Raw genomic sequence first — 21,244 nt, forward strand, 5'->3', positions numbered from 1 at the left:
GTACATTTGTTCGTATTTTCTAGAACATGCGACCGCGCCGATTAACCAAGCAAAAGCAATCGTTTGTAGACATCGAGGCCCTTGAGCAGAATTTCCTCGTCAAAGAGCATGGTATCAGTGTGAAGGGCGCTCGTGGCATAGGCGGGACAGCCATCCGAATCGCTCGGGTTTTCTTGACCCTCCGGCACACCCGTGCCCAGCAAGAAGAACACGCCCGGCAGATGGCGCTGATAGAACGCAAAGTCCTCGGCAATTAACAGCGGCTCCTCCACAAGCTGCAGGCCGGGCAAGGCAGGCGCGACGCTGGCGAACAACTCGGAGTCGTTGTCGACCGGCGGATAGCCCTCGGCAAAGTCGAGATCGTACGTGCAGCCCGTTGCGGCACAGGCATCGTCCAGCACGCGGCGCACGCCCTCGCGCGCCCGGTCGAACATGCCGTCCGTAAACACACGCAGGCTTCCGGCCACATGGGCCTCCCCCGCCACCGCGTTGCAAACCGTACCGGCCTGCAGCAGACCAAACTTGCCGATACAGGGCTCGTCGCCGCCCAGCTCGTCCATCAGCTCGCGCTCGGCAACCAAAAACTTCGCTGCCGCCAACGCGGCATCGTGCGACTCCTCGACCGGCACGCCATAGGTCTTAGCAATATGGATGCTCGTACCGTGAATATAGATATGCGTCTCGCTCGAACGCGCCAGCAGCGGACCGGAACAGCTCGCCAACGTGCCGGCAGGCAGATCGGGCCACACATGGAAGCCAAAAATGCGGTCGACCCCATAGCGCTCGAACACGCCGCTCTCGCATACCGTCTTGGCACCACCGGTCGTTTCCTCGGCCGGCTGGAACACAAAGAGCACGTTGCGCCTCATGACGCCCGGCTGCTCGCGAATCGTACGGTCGACATACGTCGCGGCGGCAAGTGCCATGGCCATGTGACCGTCATGTCCGCAAGCGTGCATCTTGCCGGGATGGGTCGAGGCAAAGGCCGCCCCTGTCGCCTCCTCAATGGGCAGCGCATCCATATCGGCGCGAATCGCCGTGGCATGCGCGGCATCAACGCCGGCGTCGAAGAAAGCGCAGACGCAGCTGGGGCACGGATGGGTCACTTCGCAGGTGAGCGGTGCCAGCACGCCCTCGATATAGGCAATGGTTTGCGGAAGATCGAAATCGAGCTCCGGAATGCGATGGAGATCGCGGCGATAGCGACGGAGTTCTTGGAGCTCGGTCATAGAGGATCCCTTCGTGAGGCACATTTGTTGCAACTTATTGTGATACAGGATTGTGGCGCACATGTTTCCAGCATATCCCTGCATTTTTTAAACGTTATATACGAATACTCTTGTTTGGTAAAGTGCAACGTGATAGGGTCTTTACCACTTGATAGAGGCGCGGGCACGAAGAGCCGCGGGCGAGTCGGCAGGCTTTGACCCCGCGGGGAGGCGAAACCCGCCGAACTGGGTTTTTCGGGCACGAACAACCTGGTGGGCCTGTGGGAAACACCCACAGGACTGTCTGCAGCAATGCGGGAGCGCTATCCGGACATTGGGTCCACGCTATGCGGATTCGATGCGCAGATGGCGCCGTCTGGATAGCGAGGTTTACGGGACATGGCATTGACCCCCAACGAGGCATATGCGGCCAAGCAGCCGTTTGTGGACAAGGAGACGCTCGAGCATATCGTCGAGCAGTTCCCCACGCCGTTTCATCTATACGACGAGGCGGGCATCCGCCGCAACATGCAAGAGGTGCGCGACGCCTTTGCGTGGAACCCGGGCTTTAAGGAATACTTTGCCGTCAAGGCCAACCCCAACCCGGCACTCATCTCCATTCTCAACGAATACGGCTGCGGCTGCGATTGCTCGAGCTATACCGAGCTCATGATCGCCCGCTCGCTGGGTATCACGGGACACGACATCATGTTCTCGTCCAACGACACGCCGGCTGCGGACTTTGAGCTCGCCGACAAGCTGGGTGCCATCGTCAACTTTGACGACATCAGCCACATCGAGTTCTTTGAGCGCGTTGCGGGACCCATCCCCAAGACGGTCAGCTGCCGCTTTAATCCGGGCGGCCTGTTCCAGCTCTCCAACGGCATCATGGACAACCCCGGCGACTCCAAATACGGCATGACCACCGAGCAACTCTTCGAGGCCTTCCGTATGCTCAAGACCAAGGGTGCCGAGGACTTTGGCATCCACGCCTTCCTTGCCAGCAACACCGTCACCAACGACTACTACCCCAAGCTCGCGCGCATCCTCTTTGAGCTTGCCGTGCGCCTGGAGCGCGAGACCGGCGCACACGTCGCCTTCATCAATCTATCCGGCGGCGTCGGCATCCCCTACCTACCCGAGCAGCAGGCCAACGACATTCACGCCATCGGCGAGGGAGTGCACGCGGCATACGACGAGATCCTGGTCCCCGCAGGCATGGGCGATGTGGCAATCTACACCGAGATGGGCCGCTTTATGATGGGCCCCTACGGCTGCCTGGTCACCAAGGCCATCCACGAGAAGCAGATCTACAAGGACTATATCGGTGTCGATGCAAGCGCCGTCGATTTGATCCGCCCCGCCATGTATGGTGCCTACCACCACATTACGGTGATGGGTCAGCCGGGCGGCGCCGACAAGGGCACAGCGCCCGTCACGAACACCTATGACATCACGGGCAATCTGTGCGAGAACAACGATAAGTTCGCCATCGATCGCGAGCTACCGCATATCGACATGGGCGACCTGCTTGTAATCCACGATACCGGTGCGCATGGCTACTCCATGGGCTACAACTACAACGGACGGCTGCGCTCCGCCGAGGTCCTGCTGCGCCCCGATGGCGCGGCCGACCTCATCCGCCGCGCCGAGCGCCCGGGCGATTACTTTGCCACGCTCGACGTGCTGCCGTGCGGCCGAGAACTGTTGGCCAAGTCGCGCGCCGAAAGTGCCCGCCGCCGCGCCCAAGACGAGCGCCTGGCAGTCGCCGCCCAATGGAACAAGCGCATCCAGATCGCCGAAGCGAAGGAGAAGAACATGGACATCCGCAATCTCGAGGGCTCAATCGTCGCCCTGGTTACGCCGTTTAAAAAGGACGGCAGTGTCGACTTTGATGCGCTCGAGCGCCTTATCGATTTCCACCTGCAAAATGGCACCGACGCCATCCTCGCCCTGGGCACCACCGGCGAGAGCGCCACGATGACCGACGACGAGGACAACTCCGTTGTCGCCGCGGTGGTCAAGCAAGTTGCAGGACGCGTCCCCGTCATCGCCGGCTCGGGCTCCAACTCCACGCAGACCATGCTCACCAAGTCGCTCACTTACCAGGGCTTGGGAGCCGACGGTCTACTGCTCATTACCCCCTACTACAACAAATCCAACGAAGAGGGTATCTACCAGCACTTTAAGACCGTCGCCGATGCCGTAGACATCCCCTGCATCCTGTACAACATCCCCGGCCGCTGTGGCTGCGGCATCAGCGAGCGCAACGTGGAGCGCTTGGCCGCGCACCCCAACATCATGGGTATTAAGGAAGCCTCGGGCAACGTCGCCTACGCTGCCAAGATCGCCCACCTGCTGTCCGACAACTTCCGCATGTACTCGGGCGAGGACGCGCTCACCGTGCCGCTCATGAGTCTGGGTGCTTCGGGCACCATCAGCGTGTGGGCCGACGTGCAGCCGCAGCTCGTACATGACATGTGCCGCGCCTATCTGGACGGTGACGTGGCACGTGCCCGCGATATCCAGATTGCCGGCCAGCCGCTCATCAATGCCCTCTTTAGCGAGGTCAACCCCATCCCCGTCAAGGAAGCGCTCGCCCAGATGGGTATGATCGAGGCAAACTACCGCATGCCGCTGTGCCCCATGGCAGACGACACGCGCTCCGCACTTACCGATGCTCTGAAGGGAGCTGGTCTGCTTGATTAAGACCGTCATTATGGGAACGGGCCGCATGGGCTCGCTCATCCGCACTACCGCCGAGGGTATTGTCGACGCTGCCGGAGAGCCCGTTTTTGACATCGTCGCCCAGATCGGCTTCGACTTGTCCGAGCTCGAGAACGCTCCGGCAGCCGACGTCATCATCGACTTCTCGAACGTTGCGACCTTCGACGCCGTCGTCGCCTATGTCGAGCGCACGGGCACGGCGTTGGTCTCGGGCACCACAGGCTATACGCCCGAGCAGATGGATCGCCTGCGCGAGCTGGGTCAGAGCACCCGCGTCATGCACTCCGGCAATTACTCCATCGGTATCGCAGCCCTGCGTCATCTGGTGGCACAGGCCACGCGAGAGCTGCCCGGCTTTGACTGCGAAATCGTCGAGACGCACCACAACCAAAAGGTCGACGCCCCCAGCGGCACTGCCAAGTTGCTGCTCGACGCCGTCGTCGAAGCCGAGCCCGAGGCAGGCTACCACCCCGTCTATGGCCGCGAGGGCATGTGCGGAGCGCGCGACCCCAAGGAGATCGGCATGCACTCGCTGCGCGGTGGCACTGTCGCCGGCGTGCACAAAGTGAGTTTCTTTGGCCAGGACGAGGAGGTCACGCTCGCGCATCGCGCCACGAGTCGTCAGATCTTTGTCAACGGCGCCTTGGCAGCCGCGCAGAAGCTCGTCACCCGCGAACCCGGCTTCTATACGTTCGACCAGGTCATGTTTGCCTAACCAGGTATCAACCGGATCCACCCAAAGGAGAGACCGCAAATGAGCAACGCAGCCGAAATGGATGCACAGGAGATTATCAACTATATCGCCACCGCGCCCAAGAAGACGCCCGTCAAGCTGTACGTGCGCGAAAAGCCGGGCATGAAGGTCCAGTGGGGCAATGCGCATGTCTATGGCGGCCGCCGTGGCAAGACCGTCTTTGGCGACTGGGATGAGCTCAAGGCAATCCTCGACGCCAACGTCGATTCCATCGACTACTACGATGTGGAGAACGACTGCCGCAACTCCGCCGTGCCCATGCTCGACCTCAAGGGCATCAACGCCCGCATCGAGCCGGGCGCGATCATCCGCGACCGCGTCGAGATCGGCGACCGTGCCGTCATCATGATGGGCGCCATCATCAACATCGGCTCCGTCATTGGCGAAGGCTCCATGATCGATATGGGCGCCGTGCTGGGCGGTCGCGCCACCGTGGGCAAGAACTGCCACATCGGCGCCGGCACCGTGCTGGCAGGCGTCGTGGAGCCCGCCAGCGCCACGCCCGTCATCATCGAGGACGACGTTATGATCGGCGCCAATGCTGTGGTCCTGGAAGGCGTGCGCGTAGGCAAGGGTGCTGTCGTTGCCGCCGGCGCCGTGTGCGTCGAGGACGTCCCCGCCGGCGCCGTCGTGGCCGGTGTCCCTGCCCGCGTTATCAAGATGCGCGACGAGAAGACCGACAGCAAGACCGGTCTCGAGGAAGGTCTGCGCCAGCTCTAATAGTTACGCGGTTTTACCAAACCGCGTAACGGCTCGACGCTCCAAACGACCCAGAGCGGCAATCTGACGTTCAATCGTCGGGCATGACCAGAAGGTCAATGCCCTCCTCTTTCACGTCACCTTGCTCGCTCTGGGTCGTTTTCGCTGACTTATGCTCAACCTGCAACGTGATTAAGCCCCAAGTAAAAAGGCCGAAGCCCTCGTCCGAGGCTTCGGTCTTCATCATCTCAGGGCTCCGTCGTATTCAACCATGGCGGGTTGCTTTGACAGGCGCCCTACGGCCGTCTTATAGACCTCGGAACGATCGCGCCGCCCTATTGCTACAATCTCGGCAATCTCAACCATTCCGTCCTCTCGGATTCGGAAAACTATTTTGAGTCCCGCATTCCGCCATTTAATCTTTTTGCAGCCGGCGAGCTCGCCGTGAAGCGGCGTTCCGATTTCATCAGCGCGCGTCTTTAATTTTGCGACGGCAATACGGACGAGCCTGCGCTGGGATCCATCTAGTTTTTGATATTCCTTCTCGACGTCTCGATTCAAAAAGCCGACAACAAAATGCCCGCTCATTCGAAAAGGTCCTCGTCGGGAATCGCGTCCGGATCCATCGACTCAAGCTCCGCGAGGTCCTCGGCAGTTAAGGCGTCCTCAAACGGAACAAACTCATGCGGACCATGCTTGACTCGATCCGCAGCGATGCGATTTATCTCAAGTTCACGCAGATACTGCAGCGCGCCGTACATTTCCTCATAGGCAGCATAGTCGATAATCACGGTATCGATATCATTATGATCAGCAATGAACTGAGGCGCGCGTTTTGCGCGTTTACGAATGGTGGATAAGGACTTGCTTGCTTCGGTAGCAGAAACAACCTGGTCTTTTGTAAACACCGGTTTTTCCAGAACAAGTGGGGACATTTTGACCTCCAAAAAATAATCTGGATTATATTTCAAAGTATACTTCAAAATATAATCCAGACTTTTATTCAAAAGTTAAAAGCCTTATCGATTCTCGATGCTACCGATGTTTTTGAGCTCGATGGAGATGAGGCCGTTGGGCTCGTTGACGAACTCGATGTACTCGGAGTTTGAACCCATCTCGGCCGGGAAGCTGATCTCGATGCCCGTGTCGGTACGAATCTTATGATTGCGTACGGCCGCTCGCTCGACCTGCTTGCGCTCCACGGGCACGCGCTCGGGCACCTTCTCCTCGGTCAGCGCCGCACGCACGCTCTCCTTGATGACCGGCTCGTCCTCAAAGACCTCATCGACGATATCCCACGGCGGCAGTTCTTCGTCATCCTCAACCTTCTCGGCAACGGCAGCCTTAACCTTGGCGAGCGCTACGGCCGTGTTGGCGCCGTGCTCTTCGGCGACTTCCTCGACCACACGCGTCACGGTGTCGATGACTTCCTTGCCCGATACGCCCGTGTCGCATTGCAGCAGACCATCAGGGATAAGCATGCGATCCTCGCCGGCAATCTTGCGCTTCTTATCCACATAGCCGATCTCCATGGTGCTTGCACGCACGATGGCATAGCTCGGCACCTTTTGCGAGGGGTTTGGCAAAATGGCGTAGTGGCGCGCGATGTCGTTACGAACCTCGCCCTCTTCGCGACCCACCTCGTGCATGAATGCCTGCTTGGAGCCCAGCAGCATCACGGCAAACCAGCGGGCATCTTCATCATCGTCAAAGTCCGCCACAAGCACGTCGGTGGACTCGGCTTTCTCGGCCTTGGTGAGTTCGGAAGAGATGAACTCCGCAATCTGCTGAGACAAGTCCACGAACTCACGCTCACCAAAGAAATAGCCCTTGAGCTCGCCGCCAAACGCAGAGTTCTCCGCAAACGTGGCGCGCTTATTGTCGGCCGAGGTACGCGCGCGGCGCAGATGCGTGGTCAGAAAGCTGCGCACGGTACGGCTTTCGATATCCAGCTCGCGCTGGCTCATGACGTTGACGGCAGAGTCAAAGTCCAGGATATGCAGAATCGCGTGATTGATTTTCATATACGGCATTCCGTTCTAGATCGCTTTTAGCACGAACCAGTATAGCGGTCGAGTCCGCCCCAGGCGCATCGAAGATTGGTGCAGACAAACCTGTCCCCAATGCATAAAAAAGCGCCCGGGTCACATGGGCCCGGACGCCTTCATTGTAGCTTTTCGCTCTAGCGAGCTTGATTTAGCAGGAGAAGTCGACGCTGTCGATGATGTCCTTGAGGGCCTTTGCGGAGGCGGTGAGCTCATGCTGCTCGTCATCGTTCAGCGGCACGGGAACGCGGCAGACGACACCGTCGCGACCAACAACCGTCGGCATGGAGATGGCCAGATCGGACAGGCCGTACTCGCCCACCATGAGCGAGGAGACGGGCAGAACGGTCTGCTCGTCACGCATGACGGCAGTGCAGATACGCTTTACCGCCATAGCGACACCGTAGTAGGTGGCGTGCTTCTTCTCGATGATGGTGTAGGCGGAGTTCTTGACGTCCTCGGCAATGCGCTTCTCGGCAACCTCATGCTCCAGGTGGCCGTGAAGCTCGCAGAAGGTGTTCAGCGGCACGCCGGCAACCTGAGCGCTGGACCAGGCGACAAACTCGGAGTCACCATGCTCGCCCATGACGTAGGCCTGGACGTCGCGCGGGTCAACCTCGACGTGGGCGCCGAGCATCTGCTGCAGACGGCCGGTGTCGAGCACGGTACCGGAGCCGATGACATGGCCCTCGGGCAGACCGGACATCTTGATGGCGGCGTAGGTCAGAACGTCGACCGGGTTGGAGACGATGAGCAGAATGCCGTCGAAGCCAGACTTCTTAATCTCGGGAATAATGGACTTAAAGATGCTGACGTTCTTGTTGACCAGGTCCAGGCGGGTCTCACCGGGCTTCTGAGCAGCGCCAGCGGTGACGACGATCATGGCGGCGTCGGCGACATCAGAATAATCGCCGGCGTAGATCTTCATCGGCTCGGCAAACGTCATGCCGTGCGCAATATCCAGGGCCTCGCCCTCGGCGCGGTTCTTGTCCACGTCGATGAGAACCATCTCGGAGAACAGACCACTCTGCATCAGCGCGAACGCCGAAGACGAACCGACGAAACCGCAGCCGACAATAGCGACCTTCTTCTCGTTAACCATTAGAAACTCCCATCTCTCTCCACAAACAAGCCGCCCGGGAACGACCCGAGCGGCTTGACGTAATCCCAATGCATCCAATCGGGACTTTGATTATGCTCCTATACGCAGCCAAAAATCGACCGTTTACCGAAATTGTTTGCAGGATTCGTAAAATAACTGCACGAAATCGGTTTCGAGCTATTGACGAGCCCAAATAGTCTTCTAATACAGGCCCGCCTCGCGGATGGCCTCGACAGCCAAAGCGATCTGATCGGGCGGCAGGACCAGCGCCATGCGCACGTGCCCCTCGCCCGAAGGGCCAAAGCTCGCGCCCGGCGTCACCACAACGCCGGCCTTCTCCATAAGCTCCTCGCAAAACGCCATGGAATCGGTGCGGCCACCGGGAAGCTTGGCCCACACAAACATAGAGCCATGCGCGTTGGGACGCTCCCAGCCCAGGTCCTCAAGACCGTCGCACAGGGCATCGCGGCGCTCCTGGTACTTCAGACGTTGCGCCTCGACCTCATCGCGCGGACCATTGAGGCAGGCGATGGCGGCCTTCTGAATCGGGAAGAACATGCCAAAGTCGATCTGGCTGCGCAGCTTGGCAAAGGCAGAGACCACATCCTCACGGCCGACCAAAAAGCCGATGCGCGCACCGGTGACGTTAAACGACTTGGAAAGCGAGAAGAATTCCACGCCCACCTCGAGCGCGCCGGGATACTGCAGGAAGCTGCCGCCGGGCTCGCCGTCAAACACGATGTCGGAGTACGCGTTGTCATGGACGATCAGCAGGTCGTGCTCGCGGGCGAAGGCGATGATCTCCTCGTAGACCTCGGGCGTGCCCACCGAGCCCACCGGGTTGGCGGGCAACGACACGATCATGTACTTGGCACGATCGGCCACCTCGGGATCGATGCCCGCCACATAGGGCAGGTAATTGTGCTCCGCCACCAGCGGATAGTACTCGAGCTTGGCATCGGCGATCTTGGCGCCCGCCTCAAAGACCGGATAGCACGGATCGGGAACCAGAATGGTGTCACCCGGATCGAGCAGGGCCAGGCCCAAATGACCCACGCCCTCCTGCGTGCCGTTGCACGACTGCACCATGGACGGCGTAATGCCCGAAACGCCAAAGCGACGCTCATAGTAATCGCACACGGCCTGCTTAAGCTCGGGCAGGTCGCGCAGGGAATACTTCCACATCTCGGGATTTTGGGCGGCCTGCGTGAGCGCGTCGACCACGTGGTCGTACGGCTTAAAGTCGGGCGTTCCCACGCTCATGTTGTAAATGGTCTTGCCCTGAGCCTTCAGCGCAAGAAGTTTGTTGTTGAGCGAGGCGAAGACCTCCGCGCCAAAGCGGTCGAGACGCTGCGATGCCTGCATGGTGCCACCTTTCGATATAAAAAATACGGCGCTCCGACAAGAGCGCCGCGCGATACGGGCCATCAGATTGCAAAAGTGTAACGCTTGCAACCCCCGTATTGGTTCAATTTAGCCAACCTTAGTCAATTGGATTGAGCGCGTCGATCCGCGCAAGCCACAGACGCGAGCTGGCGTCACTCGGCATACGCCAATCGCCGCGCGGGCTGAGCGTCACCGAGCCCACCTTGGGACCATCGGGCAGACAGCTGCGCTTAAACTGCTGGGCAAAGAAGCGACGATAGAACGTACGCAACCACGTGTGGACGGTCTTGGCGTCATAGACACCCTCAAAGCTCTTGAGCGCCATACGGTAGATCTTGCCCGGCTCAAAGCCAAAACGCAGCAGGTAATAGAGGAAGTAATCGTGCAGCTCGTACGGGCCCACCAAATCCTCGGTCTTCTGAGCAATCTCACCGTCGCCCGTCGGCGGAAGAAGCTCGGGGGACACCGGCGTATCGAGGATATCGAGCAAGACCTCGGCAATACGCCCGCCAAAGACATCAGCGGCATAACGTACCAGATGGCGCACAAGCGTCTTGGGCACGCTCGCGTTGACGGCGTACATGCTCATGTGGTCGCCGTTATAGGTAGCCCAGCCAAGCGCCAGCTCCGACAGGTCGCCCGTGCCGATGACAAAACCGCCAGCCTGGTTAGCCAGATCCATCAGAATCTGCGTACGCTCGCGGGCCTGGCTGTTCTCGTAGGTCACGTCCTGAACTGCCGGGTCGTGCTCAATGTCCTTGAAGTGCTGCTCCACGGCCGTGTGGATCGAAACCTCGCGGAAGCTCACACCCAGGTCGCGAGCGAGCGACTCGGCATTCGACTTGGTGCGATGTGTCGTGCCAAAGCCGGGCATGGACACGGCTGTGATACCGGTGCGCGGCAGCCCCAGCGCATCGAAGGCACGCACGGTCACAAGCAGTGCCAGCGTGGAATCCAGGCCGCCCGAAAGACCGATGACTGCAGCCTTGGTACCCGTATGGGCAAGGCGAGTCTTGAGGCCGGCAGTCTGCAGATTGAGGATCGTCTCGCAGCGCCCGGCCAGGTCACCATGGTCGTCCGGCACAAAGGGCGCGCGGGGGAAGACACGGTCGATGTCGAGCGCATCGCGCAGGACAGGTTCTTCGGCCAGCACGCCCTCAAACGAAAACTCAACGGTCGTGGCCTCCGGCGCATCGTCCGCGCGCGTCCACGTGGTCGAACGACGGCGCTCGGCAACCAGACGGTCGAGGTCAACATCGGCCACCGCCATATCGCAGGTGAGGAGCTTCGTGGCGGCGAGCTTCGAACCGTTTTCGTAGACGAGGTTCTCGCCTGCAAAGACCATGTCGGTCGTGGACTCGCCCTCGCTCGCGTCTGCATAGGCATAGGCACAGTACAGGCGCGCGCTTTGGTTAGAGATAAGGCTGCGGCGATAGTCTGCCTTACCGATAATCTCGTCCGAGGCCGACGGATTGAGGATCACCGTCGCACCGGCAAGCGCCATCTCGGTCGAAGGGGGCGCCGGCACCCACAGGTCCTCGCAGACCTCAATACCGAGTACCAAATCCTCGACGCCCTCATCACAGCAGCGGTAGACAAGCCCCGAACCCAGCGGAACCGGACCCTGACCGGCAAACTCAACCCACACGGGATCGGCGGGCGCCGGAGCAAACCAACGGCGCTCATAGAACTCGCCATAGTTGGGCAGATACTTCTTGGCCGTGAGGCCCAAAAGCTCGCCCGCGCAGCACACGGCGGCACAGTTGTAGATATTCTCGGCCACCGCAACGGGAAGACCGATGGTAAAGACAATCGGCAGCTCGCGGGTTTCATCGAGAATATGTGCCAGTGCAGTCTCGCAGGTATGCAGTAATGTGCGGTTATGAAACAGATCAGCCGCGGTATAGCCAGTCAGATTAAGCTCGGGCAGCACCAGAGCACGAACACCGCGCTCGACCGCCTCGCGAACAGCCGCCAGCGCAACCTCGGCATTGCCCTCGACATCGGCCACGCGAATCCGCGGCGAGGCCGCCGCCACACGCAAAAAGCCATCAGACTGAGAAAGGTGAAGATTCATAAGAATGCTCCCGTGCGTAGACGCCATTCACAACAATTAGCAAGCCCTATTGTAGTTCAACCGCCGGGTGTAACCGCATCCCACCAATTTGGTGAGCTATTGATGAGTTGATGGTATCTGTTAAATGTCACGTACGATTCACATCTGGTGGGTACCCTGATGGCTACACGAAACGAAGCAGATTTACACCGGGAGGGCCCCGTATGACAACCAAGTACACCGACGCGCCGCGCACGCGCGTCATGACACCGGCCGCACTCAACAACGGCGTTCACGAAAACCATTCCATCGGACAGACCATGGCCATCGCGCCCAAAAAGGGCCTGTTCGACGACATTTCCATTCCCCAAATCATCGCCGGCGCCGCAGCTGCCGCCACGAGCGTCGCACTTGCTTCCAAGATCGGCATCGCCGGATCGGTGATCGGTGCCGCCGTGAGCTCGGTCATCACCGTTGTGTCCTCGCAGGTCTACCGCCACTTTATCTCTGCCAGCGCCGAAGCCCTCAAAGGTACGCACGCCGCCGTCGACTACCCTGCCGGCGCTTATGAGCCCGTTGACCTTAATGCCGAGGAGCACCTGGGCGGCGCCGCGACTACGCAGGAGATGCGCCAGGTTGCGGGGCGCGCGACCACGGCGCGCGTCGCCCCCAACAGTCTGCGTGCCAAGGCGGCGGCAGAGCGCAGCCAGACGCAAAAGAAGGTCATCGTCTTCTCGATCGCCATCGCCATCGTCGCGGTCATCTCCTGCGCCGGCGCCATCCTTATCACCACCGCCGGTGAGGGTCTGGGCGAGCGCCCCGAGCCAATCCTATCGTCGCGCATGACCGAGCACGACGCGGATAGCTCAGATCAATCGCAAAGCCAGCAGGACGACTCGCAGGGCGACTCCGCATCCACCGATTCGTCCTCGAACGCCCCCGATCAATCGCAGAACGCCGATTCCTCTGTGAACAACAGCGGCACGCAATCCGGCACGACTGACTCAAGCCAAACGACCGACGGCTCTCAACCGAGCACGGGCGACCAGACGAGCGGCAATACATCGGGCACAAGCTCCACCGACAACAGCAACACCAATAGCTCGAACAGTTCGAACAGTTCGAGCGGATCCGCGTCCGGCACGCCATCTGACAGCTCGAGCCAAGGCACGGCATCGGGCAACTAAGCACGTTTGCCTCTCATAGATAACCGACCTGCATAACGGGCGCGAACCGGCAAACGGTCGCGCCCGTTTGCCATGGGCGACGAGATGGCAAGCCCCATGCGATGGTAAGATGCTTTGGTGTGTATAGAGGAGATTTGCCATGAGCAAGACAATAGTTAAGCCCACACTATCGTTGGGCAACCACATCTATCTGTATCGCCTGCTGCGCGATGCGATTGGGTGCGGCAAGCAAACGTTTATGACGCAGGTCGAGGAGGCGCTCGCCGCTGGTGACATGGCCGCTTATGACCTGGGCTTCGAGTCCACGCGCGAGCTGCTCGAGGAGCTCGACGACTGCATTAAGCTGACCGTCTTTAAAGGCGGCCGCCTGTATGCCACCGTCATCGCCAACGAGGCCTGGGATGCCGCCCTTGCCAAAGGCGAGGACAAGCCCAAGGCTGCCAAGGGCGCCAAGCAGTCCTACAAAAAGAAAAAGCGCGGCGAGAAGGACCTGAAGGCCGTGCGCCCCAAGCACGTTAAGCGTCCCGAGCCAGAAGCCATGGTTGAAGCCGTACCGGAACCCGAGCCCGAGACAGAGATCGAAGTCGCTATTGAGGTAACGGCAGGAGCCGAAACCGAAATCGCCGCCACGACCGATCCCGAGGTCATATCAGAGCAGGAAGCCACTGCGGAGCTCGACGAGGCTCCCAAGTCGACAACCGAAGAAGCCGCCAACCAACCCGAGACGTCTGCGTTCCAAAACAGCGATGTCTTTGGCGACGAGGCCGAGGACGATCAGTCCGACGAGCCCGACGATCAAGACGCTACCGAGTCGACGCCAGAGCCCGAGACGCCGCAGCCCGCCATCTCGCTCACGGTCGTCTATGACCCCGAGAACGCAAACGCCGGCATCACCACCATGGCCTCCACGCCAGCCGAGGCAAAGTCGAGCGTCGAGAACGAGAACGCGACGCAGGTTGAGGTTGAAACCGCAGCCGCAGACGCGCCCGTCACCGTGGAGCCCGCAGATTCTACGATCAAGCCGGAAGCGACGCCAAAGCCCGCACACGTCATCGAGTCCGTGCCCGCCGCTGCTTGCGGCCAAATTCCCGCACCGGCACCGGCTTCGGCACCCGCGGCGGTCCCAACCCCCGCACCCGCAGCACCGACCATCCCCGAGGACTTCCCCGTCGATTTCACAACCGAGGTCTTCTGCCCCGGCCCGTTGCTACACCAGCTGTCGACCTATCTCCCCTACGGCGCCGACACGCTCGGCATCGTCGGCGAGTACTACTGGATCGCCCGCGAGCGCGGTACCATCGAGGCCACGCGAAACCGCGCAAGCTTCCCCCTGCGCTACACGCAGGCCGGCGAGCGCCACGAAGTCACCGTGCGCATCCGCCGCAACACCACCGGCGGTCTTGGAGCCACCTGGACCATCGACAAAGTCGAGCCTTCTACCAAGTAAAATAGGGACGATAACCCTCAAGGTTATCGTCCCTTTCTCGTTAGGTCACCTGAGCTCGACTAATCGCGCGTCAGCTTGCGGTGAATACGATGCGGCTGGGCTGCGTCCTCGCCCAGGCGCTCGATGCGGTTGGCCTGATAGGCCTCGAAGTTGCCCTCAAACCAATACCAGTTGCCCGGATTCTCGTCGGTGCCCTCCCACGCCAGAATGTGCGTGGCGACGCGGTCCAGGAACATACGGTCGTGGCTAATGACCACCGAGCAGCCCGGGAACTCGAGCAGTGCCGCCTCGAGCGAGGACAGCGTCTCGACGTCGAGGTCGTTCGTGGGCTCGTCGAGGAGCAGCAGGTTGCCGCCCTGCTTGAGCGTAAGCGCCAGGTTCAGACGGTTGCGCTCGCCACCGGAAAGTACGCCAGCGCGCTTCTGCTGGTCCTGGCCCTTAAAGCCAAAGCTCGCCACGTACGCGCGGCTGGGGACCTCGGTCTCGCCGACCATCATGTGGTCCAGGCCGTCCGAGACGACCTCCCACAGGTTCTTGTCGGGGTCGATGCCGGAGCGGTTCTGATCGACATAGGAGATCTTGACGGTCTCGCCCACCTCGAGCTCGCCCGAAGTCAGCGGCTCCAGGCCCACGATGGTCTTGAAGAGCGTGGTCTTGCCCACACCGTTGGGGCCGATGACGCCCACGATGCCGTTGCGCGGCAGGGTGAACGATAGGTCGTCGATGAGCACGCGACCGTCGAACTCCTTGTGCAGGTGATGGGCCTCGAGCACCTTGTTGCCCAAACGCGGGCCCACAGGGATGCGGATGTCGGTCCAGTCGAGCTTCTGGCTTGCGCGGGCCTCGGCCTCCATCTCCTCATAGCGAGCCAGACGGGCCTTGTTCTTGGCCTGGCGGGCCTTGGGGCTGGAGCGCACCCACTCGAGCTCGGCCTCCATGCGCTTGGCGAGCTTGGCGTCGCGGTTGCCCTGAGCCTCGATACGCGCGGCCTTGGTCTCCAGATACGTGGAGTAGTTGCCTTTGTAGGGATAGAGGTGACCACGGTCGACCTCGCAGATCCACTCGGCAACGTTATCCAGGAAGTAGCGATCGTGTGTGACGGCAAGCACCGCGCCCTGGTAGTTGTGCAGGAAGTGCTCGAGCCACAGGATCGACTCGGCGTCCAGGTGGTTGGTGGGCTCATCGAGCAGCAGCAGGTCGGGAGCTTCGAGCAGCAGCTTGCACAGGGCCACGCGACGGCGCTCGCCGCCGGAAAGCACATTGACCGGCATGTCGGAATCGGGCAGCTGCAGGGCATCCATAGCCTGGCCGAGCTTGGAATCGATATCCCAGCCGTCGGCGGCATCGATTTCGTCCTGGAGCTTGCCCATCTCGGCCATGAGGGCATCCATGTCGCAGTCCGGGTCGCACATCTCCTCGCCGATCTTATTGAAGCGATCGACCTTGGCGATCATGTCGCCAAATGCCATGCGCACGTTCTCGATGACGGTCTTGTCGTCGTCGAGCGGCGGCTCCTGCTGCAGGATACCCACGGTGTAGCCGGGGGTAAGTCTGGCATCGCCGTTGGAGACTTCCTCGATGCCGGCCATGATCTTGAGCAGGGTCGACTTGCCCATGCCGTTAGGGCCCACGACGCCGATCTTGGCACCGGGATAGAAGCTCAGGGTCACGTCGTCAAGGATCACCTTGTCGCCATGAGCCTTGCGAGCCTGATACATCTGGTAGATAAACTCTGCCATTTGCCTGTTTTATCCTTTCTACCTGCTGTTTCCCTATTCTTGTTTCGCTTTAGTGGAAACGAGATGAGAAAACCAGCTCTAAAACGTAACGAAAAAGGGGCACGGTTACCCATACCCCCTAATACTACCTGGGAAAAGTCCCCCGGAACATACTATGAACTGCGTACGCTAGTTTTCCGCAACCTTAACGAGCAGCTCGCTGCGATTTGCGCCACAGCAGATACGAGTAGACGTAGACGACTCCGACCGAACCAAACGCCAGAACCGCAATCACCGCGGCGACAACTTCACTTGAAAGCACGCTACCCGCAACGCCCATCACAATCAGACCAACACCCAGCACCATAAAGCAGGCACCGCCAAAACGGTGCGTACGGCGCCAGTTCTCGGGATCGGCAAGCGCCCAGGGCGTCTTGATACCAAGCGTATAGTTCTGCTTCACACGCGGCAAGTAGTTGCCTACGCCAATGAACAGCAAACCGACAGCACCGGAAATCAGCACGTTGACCGAACCGACCGCCGGCACCACGCCCCAGACCGTAAGCTCTCCCAGCCAGCTTATACCACAAATGAACAGGGTGAAGGCGATTACGAAGCCCTGATAGAACTTGCCCGAGGTTCGATATGCCTCACCTTTGGGATCGATGCGCGGCACCACGTAGAACATTGCGAGAAGCACCAGGGGCAGCACGCCAAGCGCGGAGGCCTTCCAGCTGGGACCCCAACCGTCAACGCCGTTCGCGCCCCAGTGCGTGGGAATCTGCGCAGGCAAGCTCGGCATCACCATAAGGTGCGCTACGATATTGGCGACGCATAGAGCGACCAGCGCGATCCACACGCGTGGCGATACCCCCGTGGCGTGAATGCCCTTGTTTTCGTTATTCATCCTTACCACCTTCAGTGTTTGTAAAGCCCATAAACCAACCGATCAAGTCCTGCATGACGGTGGTGTTTAAGCTGTAAACGATGTTTTGGCCATGACGTTCATCGGTCACCAACCCGGCGTTTTTGAGCGTCGCCAAATGATGGCTCAACGACGGCTTGCTGATGTCAAAATGCTCGGCAAGCTCCCCAGCCGTGCGGTCGCCCTCGCGTAGTAGTTCCAAAATGCGCCGCCGCGTAGGATCGGCCAGCGCTTTAAAACCCTCTCCCGGCATAGGACCTCCTCTCATCATTTCGTTCGACGCGCACACTATACTCGATATTTAAATGTTTGTCTAATTATCTAATCTTATACTCAAAAAAATAGCCGCCCCCGCGTAATGCGAAGACGGCCACTTCTCACGCCATAAACGTGTTTCGGAGTTGGCTAACCCGCGGCAACGGGCGCCATCTGCTTCAATCTTATGCGAATCCCGATCCCATTTCAACAAACCCCAAGGGTTCAAATGGAATCGTGATAATACCTATAATGGCGATAGCTAAAACACGACCTGCTTCCCCATCGGAGGATATTTATGACCGAAACCGCTGCCGCAGCCGCCATCGAGACACGCGACACCAAGCTCGAGATCATCATGGGCCGCGAGGCACTCGATAAGCTCGCCGATGCTACGGTGCTGGTGCTCGGCTGCGGAGGTGTGGGCTCCAATTGCTGCGAGGCACTCGCCCGCGGCGGCATCGGTCATTTCGTCATTCTGGACAAGGACATCATCGCGCCCAGCAATATCAATCGCCAGGCCATCGCCTTCCACAGCACCGTCGGCAAGCGCAAGGTGGACGTGATGGAAGCCATGATTCGCGATATCAATCCCGCCGCCACCGTTATCAAGCGTACCGAATACCTGTTGAGCGATAACATCGACGAATTCTTTGCGAGCGTTTTTGAGCAGACGGACGGCAAGCTCGATTACGTCGTCGACGCCATCGACACCATCTCGGCCAAGCTCACTATTGCCAAATATGCTCAGGACCACGACATTCGTTTGGTTAGTTCCATGGGCGGGGCTAACAAGCTCCATCCCGAGTGCCTCCGCTTTGCCGACATCTTCGATACGGTACGTGACCCCATGAGCCGCATTATGCGCAAAGAATGTAAGAAGCGCGGAATCAAGAGCCTACATGTATTGTTTAGCTGCGAGGAATCGGTTAAGACACAGCCCCGCGACCCTTCCAACATCCACGAGCGTACCGAGCTAGGAACCGCCAGCTTTATGCCGCCCATCATGGGTCAGATGATTGCCGGCGAGGTTATCCGCCAGATCAGTGGGCGCGGCACCGAGCACGTGCGCGCCGATGGCCAGCGCCTGGACTAGCGGAGCGCGCCGAGATGGAGCCCCGGTTAATTGATGCACACTGCCATCTTGATTTGATGGCTTACCCGAATGCTGTTGCCGACGAAACTGCGGCTATAGGGCTGGGGGTCTTTGATTGCGGGGTCGACCCGCGCGACTTCGCGGCAGCAAAAAAGCGGGCCAGCCGTTACCCAAACATTATCGCGGGCGTTGGCCTCCATCCCTGGTGGCTCGCCGACGGCCGCTGCGGTCCTGCCGAAGTCAATCTGCTTTGCAAAGTTGCTGCCCAAGAGCGCTACATCGGCGAAGTCGGACTCGACTTTTCCGCGCGCTTTGCCGGAAGCGAACCGCTGCAAATACAGGCACTTGACCGGCTCTGCGATGCGCTCGTGCAGTGTCCTCTTGCCGGGCGCGTAATATCGATTCACGCCGTTCGTTCGGCAGGAGCCGTACTGGACGTCCTCGAATCGCATGGTCTACTCATCCCAAGCCCCGACTCCCCCGCTATCATCTTCCACTGGTTTAGCGGCACTTCGGACGAACTCGTCCGCGCGCGTAATGTGGGCTGCTATTTTTCCGTGAACGATCGTATGCTCGCCACCAAGCGCGGTCGCGAATACGCACGACAGATTCCGCTCGACCGCTTACTGCTCGAGACCGATGCACCAGCGGAGGCAAACACAGAAACAAGCGCGCAGTCGCTCATCAAATCGCTCACAAGGACCTCGATGCGCATTGCCTCACTCAAAAACTGTGACGCAAAGCGCATCGAATCGGCAGTTTTAGCAAATGCGCACTCTATTTTTGGCCTTCGCTAGCCCCTGTATGCAAAAAGACGACAACGATACCATTATGACGGTAGACGTGCCGTCCAAGTCCTACGCAAGCTCCAGCAACTCCGGCAGCTGGTCGATAATCTTGTCCGCGGCATCTTGGCTAAAGCCGAAGCGTTCCTCGCGCTTGGCAATGACCGTCAGGCCGGCTCGCTTGCCGGCAGTGATACCAGGCACCGAATCCTCAACGCAGCAGCAGCGATTCGCGGGCAGTCCCAGCAGGTCCAGCGCATGCAGGTAGATGTCGGGCTCGGGCTTGCTCTCCTTAAACTGCTCGCCGCTCACCACATACTCAAAGGCATCCGACAGCCCGCACGCATTGAGCACTTCCTCGATGCTATCCATGGGAGACGAGCTGGCAAGCGCCACGCGAACGCCGCGGCGCGGCAGCTCTCGAATCGTATCCACGGCGCCTGGGTTAATCAAAGCCTGATAGTCGCGCGGACGCTTATGCGCCCACTCGTCCCAACGGGCCAACGCTTCCTCGCCAGATAAATGCCCCTTACCGGCGCGCTCAAACCAATCGACCAGCATATGCAGGAAGAACTGATGTGAGGTACCGACCTGCCCGTTCAACTCCTCTTGAGTCAGGTTAAGCCCAAGCTCCTTGGCAAACGCGGCAGTCTCGCCCAGGTAGTAATACTCGGTATCGACAATGACGCCGTCCATGTCAAAGATAACGGCGTCGAACGGAAATGCGGACACGGCACCCTCCCTAACAAAAGGGCGCCTGTAAGCAGGCGCCCGAACCATGCATTAATCGGCGATTCTAACCCAGCAGCTTATCCAGCGCCACCGCAATGCCGTCTTCGTTGTTATTGGCAGTCACCATCTGGGCCACGGCCTTAACCTCGTCAACCGCGTTGCCCATGGCAACACCGGTGCCGGCCCACTCAATCATGGACTTGTCGTTCTGGCCGTCGCCAAAAGAGACGACCTCGCTGGCATCGATGCCGAGCTTGGGCAGGGCACCCTCGAGCGCGCGGGCCTTGTCGATACCGGGCGCCGTAAACTCAAAGTACCAGTCGGCCGTAAACATACCCGAAAGCGTCTGAGTAAAGGGCGCATACATCTCCTCGTGATGCGCTTGCAGATAGGCCGGGTCGCCCGCAGTGAGCAGCTTGTCCACGGGATAAGTGTCCACGACCTCATGCAGGCTCTCCACCTCGCGAATCTTAAGATCGCACGCGTCGCGTTCATACTTGACGATATTCTTCTGCGAGCCATCCGGCAGCGTAATCATGCAGCGGTACGAATCCTCGACATGCAGATCGCGACCGAGTGAAATCATAGGGATCACGTCGAAATTGCGCAGATGATCAATCAGGCGATGCAATTCATCGGTAGGCATAGCCTGATCGAACAGCACCTCGTCGGTCTGGGCATCGACGACGTGAGCGCCATTAAAGGCCACCAGCAGACCGTCATGGTTTTGAAGGTCGAGCTCCTGCGCCAAGGCGTGCAGCCCCCATGCGGGACGGCCCGAAGCCAAAATGAGCTTAATGCCCGACTCCTGCGCCGCGAGCAGCTTCTCGCGCGTACGCGGGCTGATGACCTTTTGGTCGTTGGTGAGCGTACCGTCGATATCCATTGCGATGGCTTTGATTGCCATATGCGCCTCCTTGCATCGTTTTTATCGCGCACTATCTTATCCGAGCCGGGGCACGTTCGCACAGCGCACGTATGACGGTTGCAAAACCACCCCATTTGAAACAAAGGCAAAAAAGTACTTGCAAAGACGCGTTCCGACATATAAGTTGATAAAAGACCGCCGTTGCGGTTTTAAGTAGATCGAGCATATGAAGTTTGAGTTTTAGCGTGTAAGAG

General features: G+C 59.6%; 20 protein-coding genes and 1 riboswitch. Of the genes, 7 read left to right on the plus strand and 13 right to left on the minus strand.

Annotated features, from left to right (window positions below; translation table 11 throughout):
- Window positions 1-41 precede the first annotated feature (41 nt).
- Complete coding sequence (locus ACTNDJ_RS00190) at window positions 42-1,229, minus strand: N-acetyldiaminopimelate deacetylase (protein ID WP_441048599.1); 1,188 nt, start codon at window positions 1,227-1,229, stop codon at window positions 42-44.
- A 144-nt stretch (window positions 1,230-1,373) separates the two neighbouring features.
- A riboswitch (Lysine riboswitch) is annotated at window positions 1,374-1,542 on the plus strand.
- A 65-nt stretch (window positions 1,543-1,607) separates the two neighbouring features.
- Between ACTNDJ_RS00190 and dapA the strand changes: the two genes are divergently transcribed.
- The 3 genes from dapA to dapD are packed head-to-tail and all read left to right on the plus strand — an operon-like array spanning window position 1,608 to window position 5,409.
- Window positions 1,608-3,917: a 4-hydroxy-tetrahydrodipicolinate synthase gene (gene dapA / locus ACTNDJ_RS00195; protein WP_441063779.1), complete on the plus strand. Its 2,310-nt coding sequence runs from the start codon at window positions 1,608-1,610 to the stop codon at window positions 3,915-3,917.
- Window positions 3,910-4,650: a 4-hydroxy-tetrahydrodipicolinate reductase gene (gene dapB / locus ACTNDJ_RS00200; RefSeq protein WP_441063777.1), complete on the plus strand. Its 741-nt coding sequence runs from the start codon at window positions 3,910-3,912 to the stop codon at window positions 4,648-4,650. Before dapA ends, dapB begins: the two co-directional genes overlap by 8 nt.
- 39 nt (window positions 4,651-4,689) lie before the next feature.
- Window positions 4,690-5,409: a 2,3,4,5-tetrahydropyridine-2,6-dicarboxylate N-acetyltransferase gene (dapD, locus tag ACTNDJ_RS00205; protein WP_154517324.1), complete on the plus strand. Its 720-nt coding sequence runs from the start codon at window positions 4,690-4,692 to the stop codon at window positions 5,407-5,409.
- A gap of 70 nt (window positions 5,410-5,479) precedes the next feature.
- Here dapD and ACTNDJ_RS00210 read toward each other — a convergent pair whose 3' ends face one another.
- The 7 genes from ACTNDJ_RS00210 to ACTNDJ_RS00240 all read right to left on the minus strand — a co-directional run bounded on the left by ACTNDJ_RS00210 (window position 5,480) and on the right by ACTNDJ_RS00240 (window position 11,998).
- Entirely contained in the window at window positions 5,480-5,635 is a 156-nt protein-coding gene (locus ACTNDJ_RS00210) for a hypothetical protein (RefSeq protein WP_441063776.1), read from the minus strand.
- Window positions 5,632-5,976 (minus strand): type II toxin-antitoxin system RelE family toxin, encoded by a 345-nt coding sequence (locus ACTNDJ_RS00215; protein WP_441063775.1) that lies wholly within the window; start codon window positions 5,974-5,976, stop codon window positions 5,632-5,634. Before ACTNDJ_RS00215 ends, ACTNDJ_RS00210 begins: the two co-directional genes overlap by 4 nt.
- On the minus strand, window positions 5,973-6,395 hold the full coding sequence (locus ACTNDJ_RS00220; RefSeq protein ID WP_441063773.1) for a hypothetical protein: 423 nt from the start codon (window positions 6,393-6,395) through the stop codon (window positions 5,973-5,975). The genes ACTNDJ_RS00215 and ACTNDJ_RS00220 overlap by 4 nt, the downstream gene beginning before the upstream one ends.
- Window positions 6,396-6,407: 12 nt before the next feature.
- The gene (locus ACTNDJ_RS00225; protein WP_441063771.1) at window positions 6,408-7,412 is read right to left on the minus strand and encodes a nucleoid-associated protein; all 1,005 of its coding nucleotides are present in this window, start codon (window positions 7,410-7,412) and stop codon (window positions 6,408-6,410) included.
- 172 nt (window positions 7,413-7,584) lie between these two features.
- Complete coding sequence (locus ACTNDJ_RS00230; protein ID WP_441063770.1) at window positions 7,585-8,535, minus strand: L-lactate dehydrogenase; 951 nt, start codon at window positions 8,533-8,535, stop codon at window positions 7,585-7,587.
- A gap of 201 nt (window positions 8,536-8,736) precedes the next feature.
- A complete protein-coding gene (locus tag ACTNDJ_RS00235) occupies window positions 8,737-9,900 on the minus strand; it encodes a pyridoxal phosphate-dependent aminotransferase (protein WP_427718501.1) in 1,164 nt (387 codons plus the stop codon).
- 118 nt (window positions 9,901-10,018) lie between these two features.
- Window positions 10,019-11,998 carry an NAD(+) synthase gene (locus ACTNDJ_RS00240; protein ID WP_441063768.1) on the minus strand — a complete coding sequence of 660 codons (1,980 nt, stop codon included), beginning with the start codon at window positions 11,996-11,998 and terminating at the stop codon, window positions 10,019-10,021.
- Between the two features lie 203 nt (window positions 11,999-12,201).
- Between ACTNDJ_RS00240 and ACTNDJ_RS00245 the strand changes: the two genes are divergently transcribed.
- Both ACTNDJ_RS00245 and ACTNDJ_RS00250 read left to right on the plus strand, forming a co-directional pair.
- On the plus strand, window positions 12,202-13,164 hold the full coding sequence (locus ACTNDJ_RS00245) for a hypothetical protein (protein WP_441063767.1): 963 nt from the start codon (window positions 12,202-12,204) through the stop codon (window positions 13,162-13,164).
- 139 nt (window positions 13,165-13,303) lie between these two features.
- Complete coding sequence (locus ACTNDJ_RS00250; protein ID WP_441063765.1) at window positions 13,304-14,611, plus strand: hypothetical protein; 1,308 nt, start codon at window positions 13,304-13,306, stop codon at window positions 14,609-14,611.
- Between the two features lie 59 nt (window positions 14,612-14,670).
- Here the strand turns inward: ACTNDJ_RS00250 and ettA are convergent, their stop codons facing one another.
- From ettA to ACTNDJ_RS00265, 3 genes are all read right to left on the minus strand, one after another.
- Window positions 14,671-16,350 carry an energy-dependent translational throttle protein EttA gene (ettA, locus tag ACTNDJ_RS00255; RefSeq protein ID WP_055251458.1) on the minus strand — a complete coding sequence of 560 codons (1,680 nt, stop codon included), beginning with the start codon at window positions 16,348-16,350 and terminating at the stop codon, window positions 14,671-14,673.
- A 184-nt stretch (window positions 16,351-16,534) separates the two neighbouring features.
- Window positions 16,535-17,236: an SdpI family protein gene (locus ACTNDJ_RS00260; protein WP_441063764.1), complete on the minus strand. Its 702-nt coding sequence runs from the start codon at window positions 17,234-17,236 to the stop codon at window positions 16,535-16,537.
- Window positions 17,229-17,507 (minus strand): autorepressor SdpR family transcription factor, encoded by a 279-nt coding sequence (locus ACTNDJ_RS00265; protein ID WP_441063763.1) that lies wholly within the window; start codon window positions 17,505-17,507, stop codon window positions 17,229-17,231. The genes ACTNDJ_RS00260 and ACTNDJ_RS00265 overlap by 8 nt, the downstream gene beginning before the upstream one ends.
- Before the next feature lie 300 nt (window positions 17,508-17,807).
- On the opposite strand from ACTNDJ_RS00265, the gene ACTNDJ_RS00270 reads away from it, so the two are divergent.
- Window positions 17,808-18,605, plus strand: coding sequence for a tRNA threonylcarbamoyladenosine dehydratase (locus tag ACTNDJ_RS00270; RefSeq protein WP_441063761.1), 798 nt, complete (start codon window positions 17,808-17,810; stop codon window positions 18,603-18,605).
- Window positions 18,606-18,619: 14 nt separating this feature from the next.
- Window positions 18,620-19,402, plus strand: a complete 783-nt coding sequence (locus tag ACTNDJ_RS00275; RefSeq protein WP_441063760.1) for a TatD family hydrolase — start codon at window positions 18,620-18,622, stop codon at window positions 19,400-19,402.
- Window positions 19,403-19,462: 60 nt separating this feature from the next.
- Here ACTNDJ_RS00275 and ACTNDJ_RS00280 read toward each other — a convergent pair whose 3' ends face one another.
- The gene (locus tag ACTNDJ_RS00280; protein WP_427794852.1) at window positions 19,463-20,122 is read right to left on the minus strand and encodes an HAD family hydrolase; all 660 of its coding nucleotides are present in this window, start codon (window positions 20,120-20,122) and stop codon (window positions 19,463-19,465) included.
- Window positions 20,123-20,186: 64 nt separating this feature from the next.
- A complete protein-coding gene (locus ACTNDJ_RS00285) occupies window positions 20,187-21,029 on the minus strand; it encodes a Cof-type HAD-IIB family hydrolase (protein WP_427795939.1) in 843 nt (280 codons plus the stop codon).
- Window positions 21,030-21,244: the final 215 nt, after the last annotated feature.

The sequence above is a fragment of the Collinsella sp. HCP3S3_D1 genome (genome assembly GCF_052064015.1).
Classification (GTDB): Bacteria; Actinomycetota; Coriobacteriia; order Coriobacteriales; family Coriobacteriaceae; genus Collinsella.

What these genes read in the sequence shown, in the direction of transcription:
- ACTNDJ_RS00190 (WP_441048599.1), bottom strand. Translation starts at nt 1,229, where the DNA reads ATGACCGAGCTCCAAGAACTCCGTCGCTATCGCCGCGATCTCCATCGC.
- dapA (WP_441063779.1), top strand. Translation starts at nt 1,608, where the DNA reads ATGGCATTGACCCCCAACGAGGCATATGCGGCCAAGCAGCCGTTTGTG.
- dapD (WP_154517324.1), top strand. Translation starts at nt 4,690, where the DNA reads ATGAGCAACGCAGCCGAAATGGATGCACAGGAGATTATCAACTATATC.
- ACTNDJ_RS00210 (WP_441063776.1), bottom strand. Translation starts at nt 5,635, where the DNA reads ATGATGAAGACCGAAGCCTCGGACGAGGGCTTCGGCCTTTTTACTTGG.
- ACTNDJ_RS00215 (WP_441063775.1), bottom strand. Translation starts at nt 5,976, where the DNA reads ATGAGCGGGCATTTTGTTGTCGGCTTTTTGAATCGAGACGTCGAGAAG.
- ACTNDJ_RS00225 (WP_441063771.1), bottom strand. Translation starts at nt 7,412, where the DNA reads ATGAAAATCAATCACGCGATTCTGCATATCCTGGACTTTGACTCTGCC.
- ACTNDJ_RS00230 (WP_441063770.1), bottom strand. Translation starts at nt 8,535, where the DNA reads ATGGTTAACGAGAAGAAGGTCGCTATTGTCGGCTGCGGTTTCGTCGGT.
- ACTNDJ_RS00235 (WP_427718501.1), bottom strand. Translation starts at nt 9,900, where the DNA reads ATGCAGGCATCGCAGCGTCTCGACCGCTTTGGCGCGGAGGTCTTCGCC.
- ACTNDJ_RS00240 (WP_441063768.1), bottom strand. Translation starts at nt 11,998, where the DNA reads ATGAATCTTCACCTTTCTCAGTCTGATGGCTTTTTGCGTGTGGCGGCG.
- ACTNDJ_RS00245 (WP_441063767.1), top strand. Translation starts at nt 12,202, where the DNA reads ATGACAACCAAGTACACCGACGCGCCGCGCACGCGCGTCATGACACCG.
- ACTNDJ_RS00250 (WP_441063765.1), top strand. Translation starts at nt 13,304, where the DNA reads ATGAGCAAGACAATAGTTAAGCCCACACTATCGTTGGGCAACCACATC.
- ettA (WP_055251458.1), bottom strand. Translation starts at nt 16,350, where the DNA reads ATGGCAGAGTTTATCTACCAGATGTATCAGGCTCGCAAGGCTCATGGC.
- ACTNDJ_RS00260 (WP_441063764.1), bottom strand. Translation starts at nt 17,236, where the DNA reads ATGAATAACGAAAACAAGGGCATTCACGCCACGGGGGTATCGCCACGC.
- ACTNDJ_RS00265 (WP_441063763.1), bottom strand. Translation starts at nt 17,507, where the DNA reads ATGCCGGGAGAGGGTTTTAAAGCGCTGGCCGATCCTACGCGGCGGCGC.
- ACTNDJ_RS00270 (WP_441063761.1), top strand. Translation starts at nt 17,808, where the DNA reads ATGACCGAAACCGCTGCCGCAGCCGCCATCGAGACACGCGACACCAAG.
- ACTNDJ_RS00275 (WP_441063760.1), top strand. Translation starts at nt 18,620, where the DNA reads ATGGAGCCCCGGTTAATTGATGCACACTGCCATCTTGATTTGATGGCT.
- ACTNDJ_RS00285 (WP_427795939.1), bottom strand. Translation starts at nt 21,029, where the DNA reads ATGGCAATCAAAGCCATCGCAATGGATATCGACGGTACGCTCACCAAC.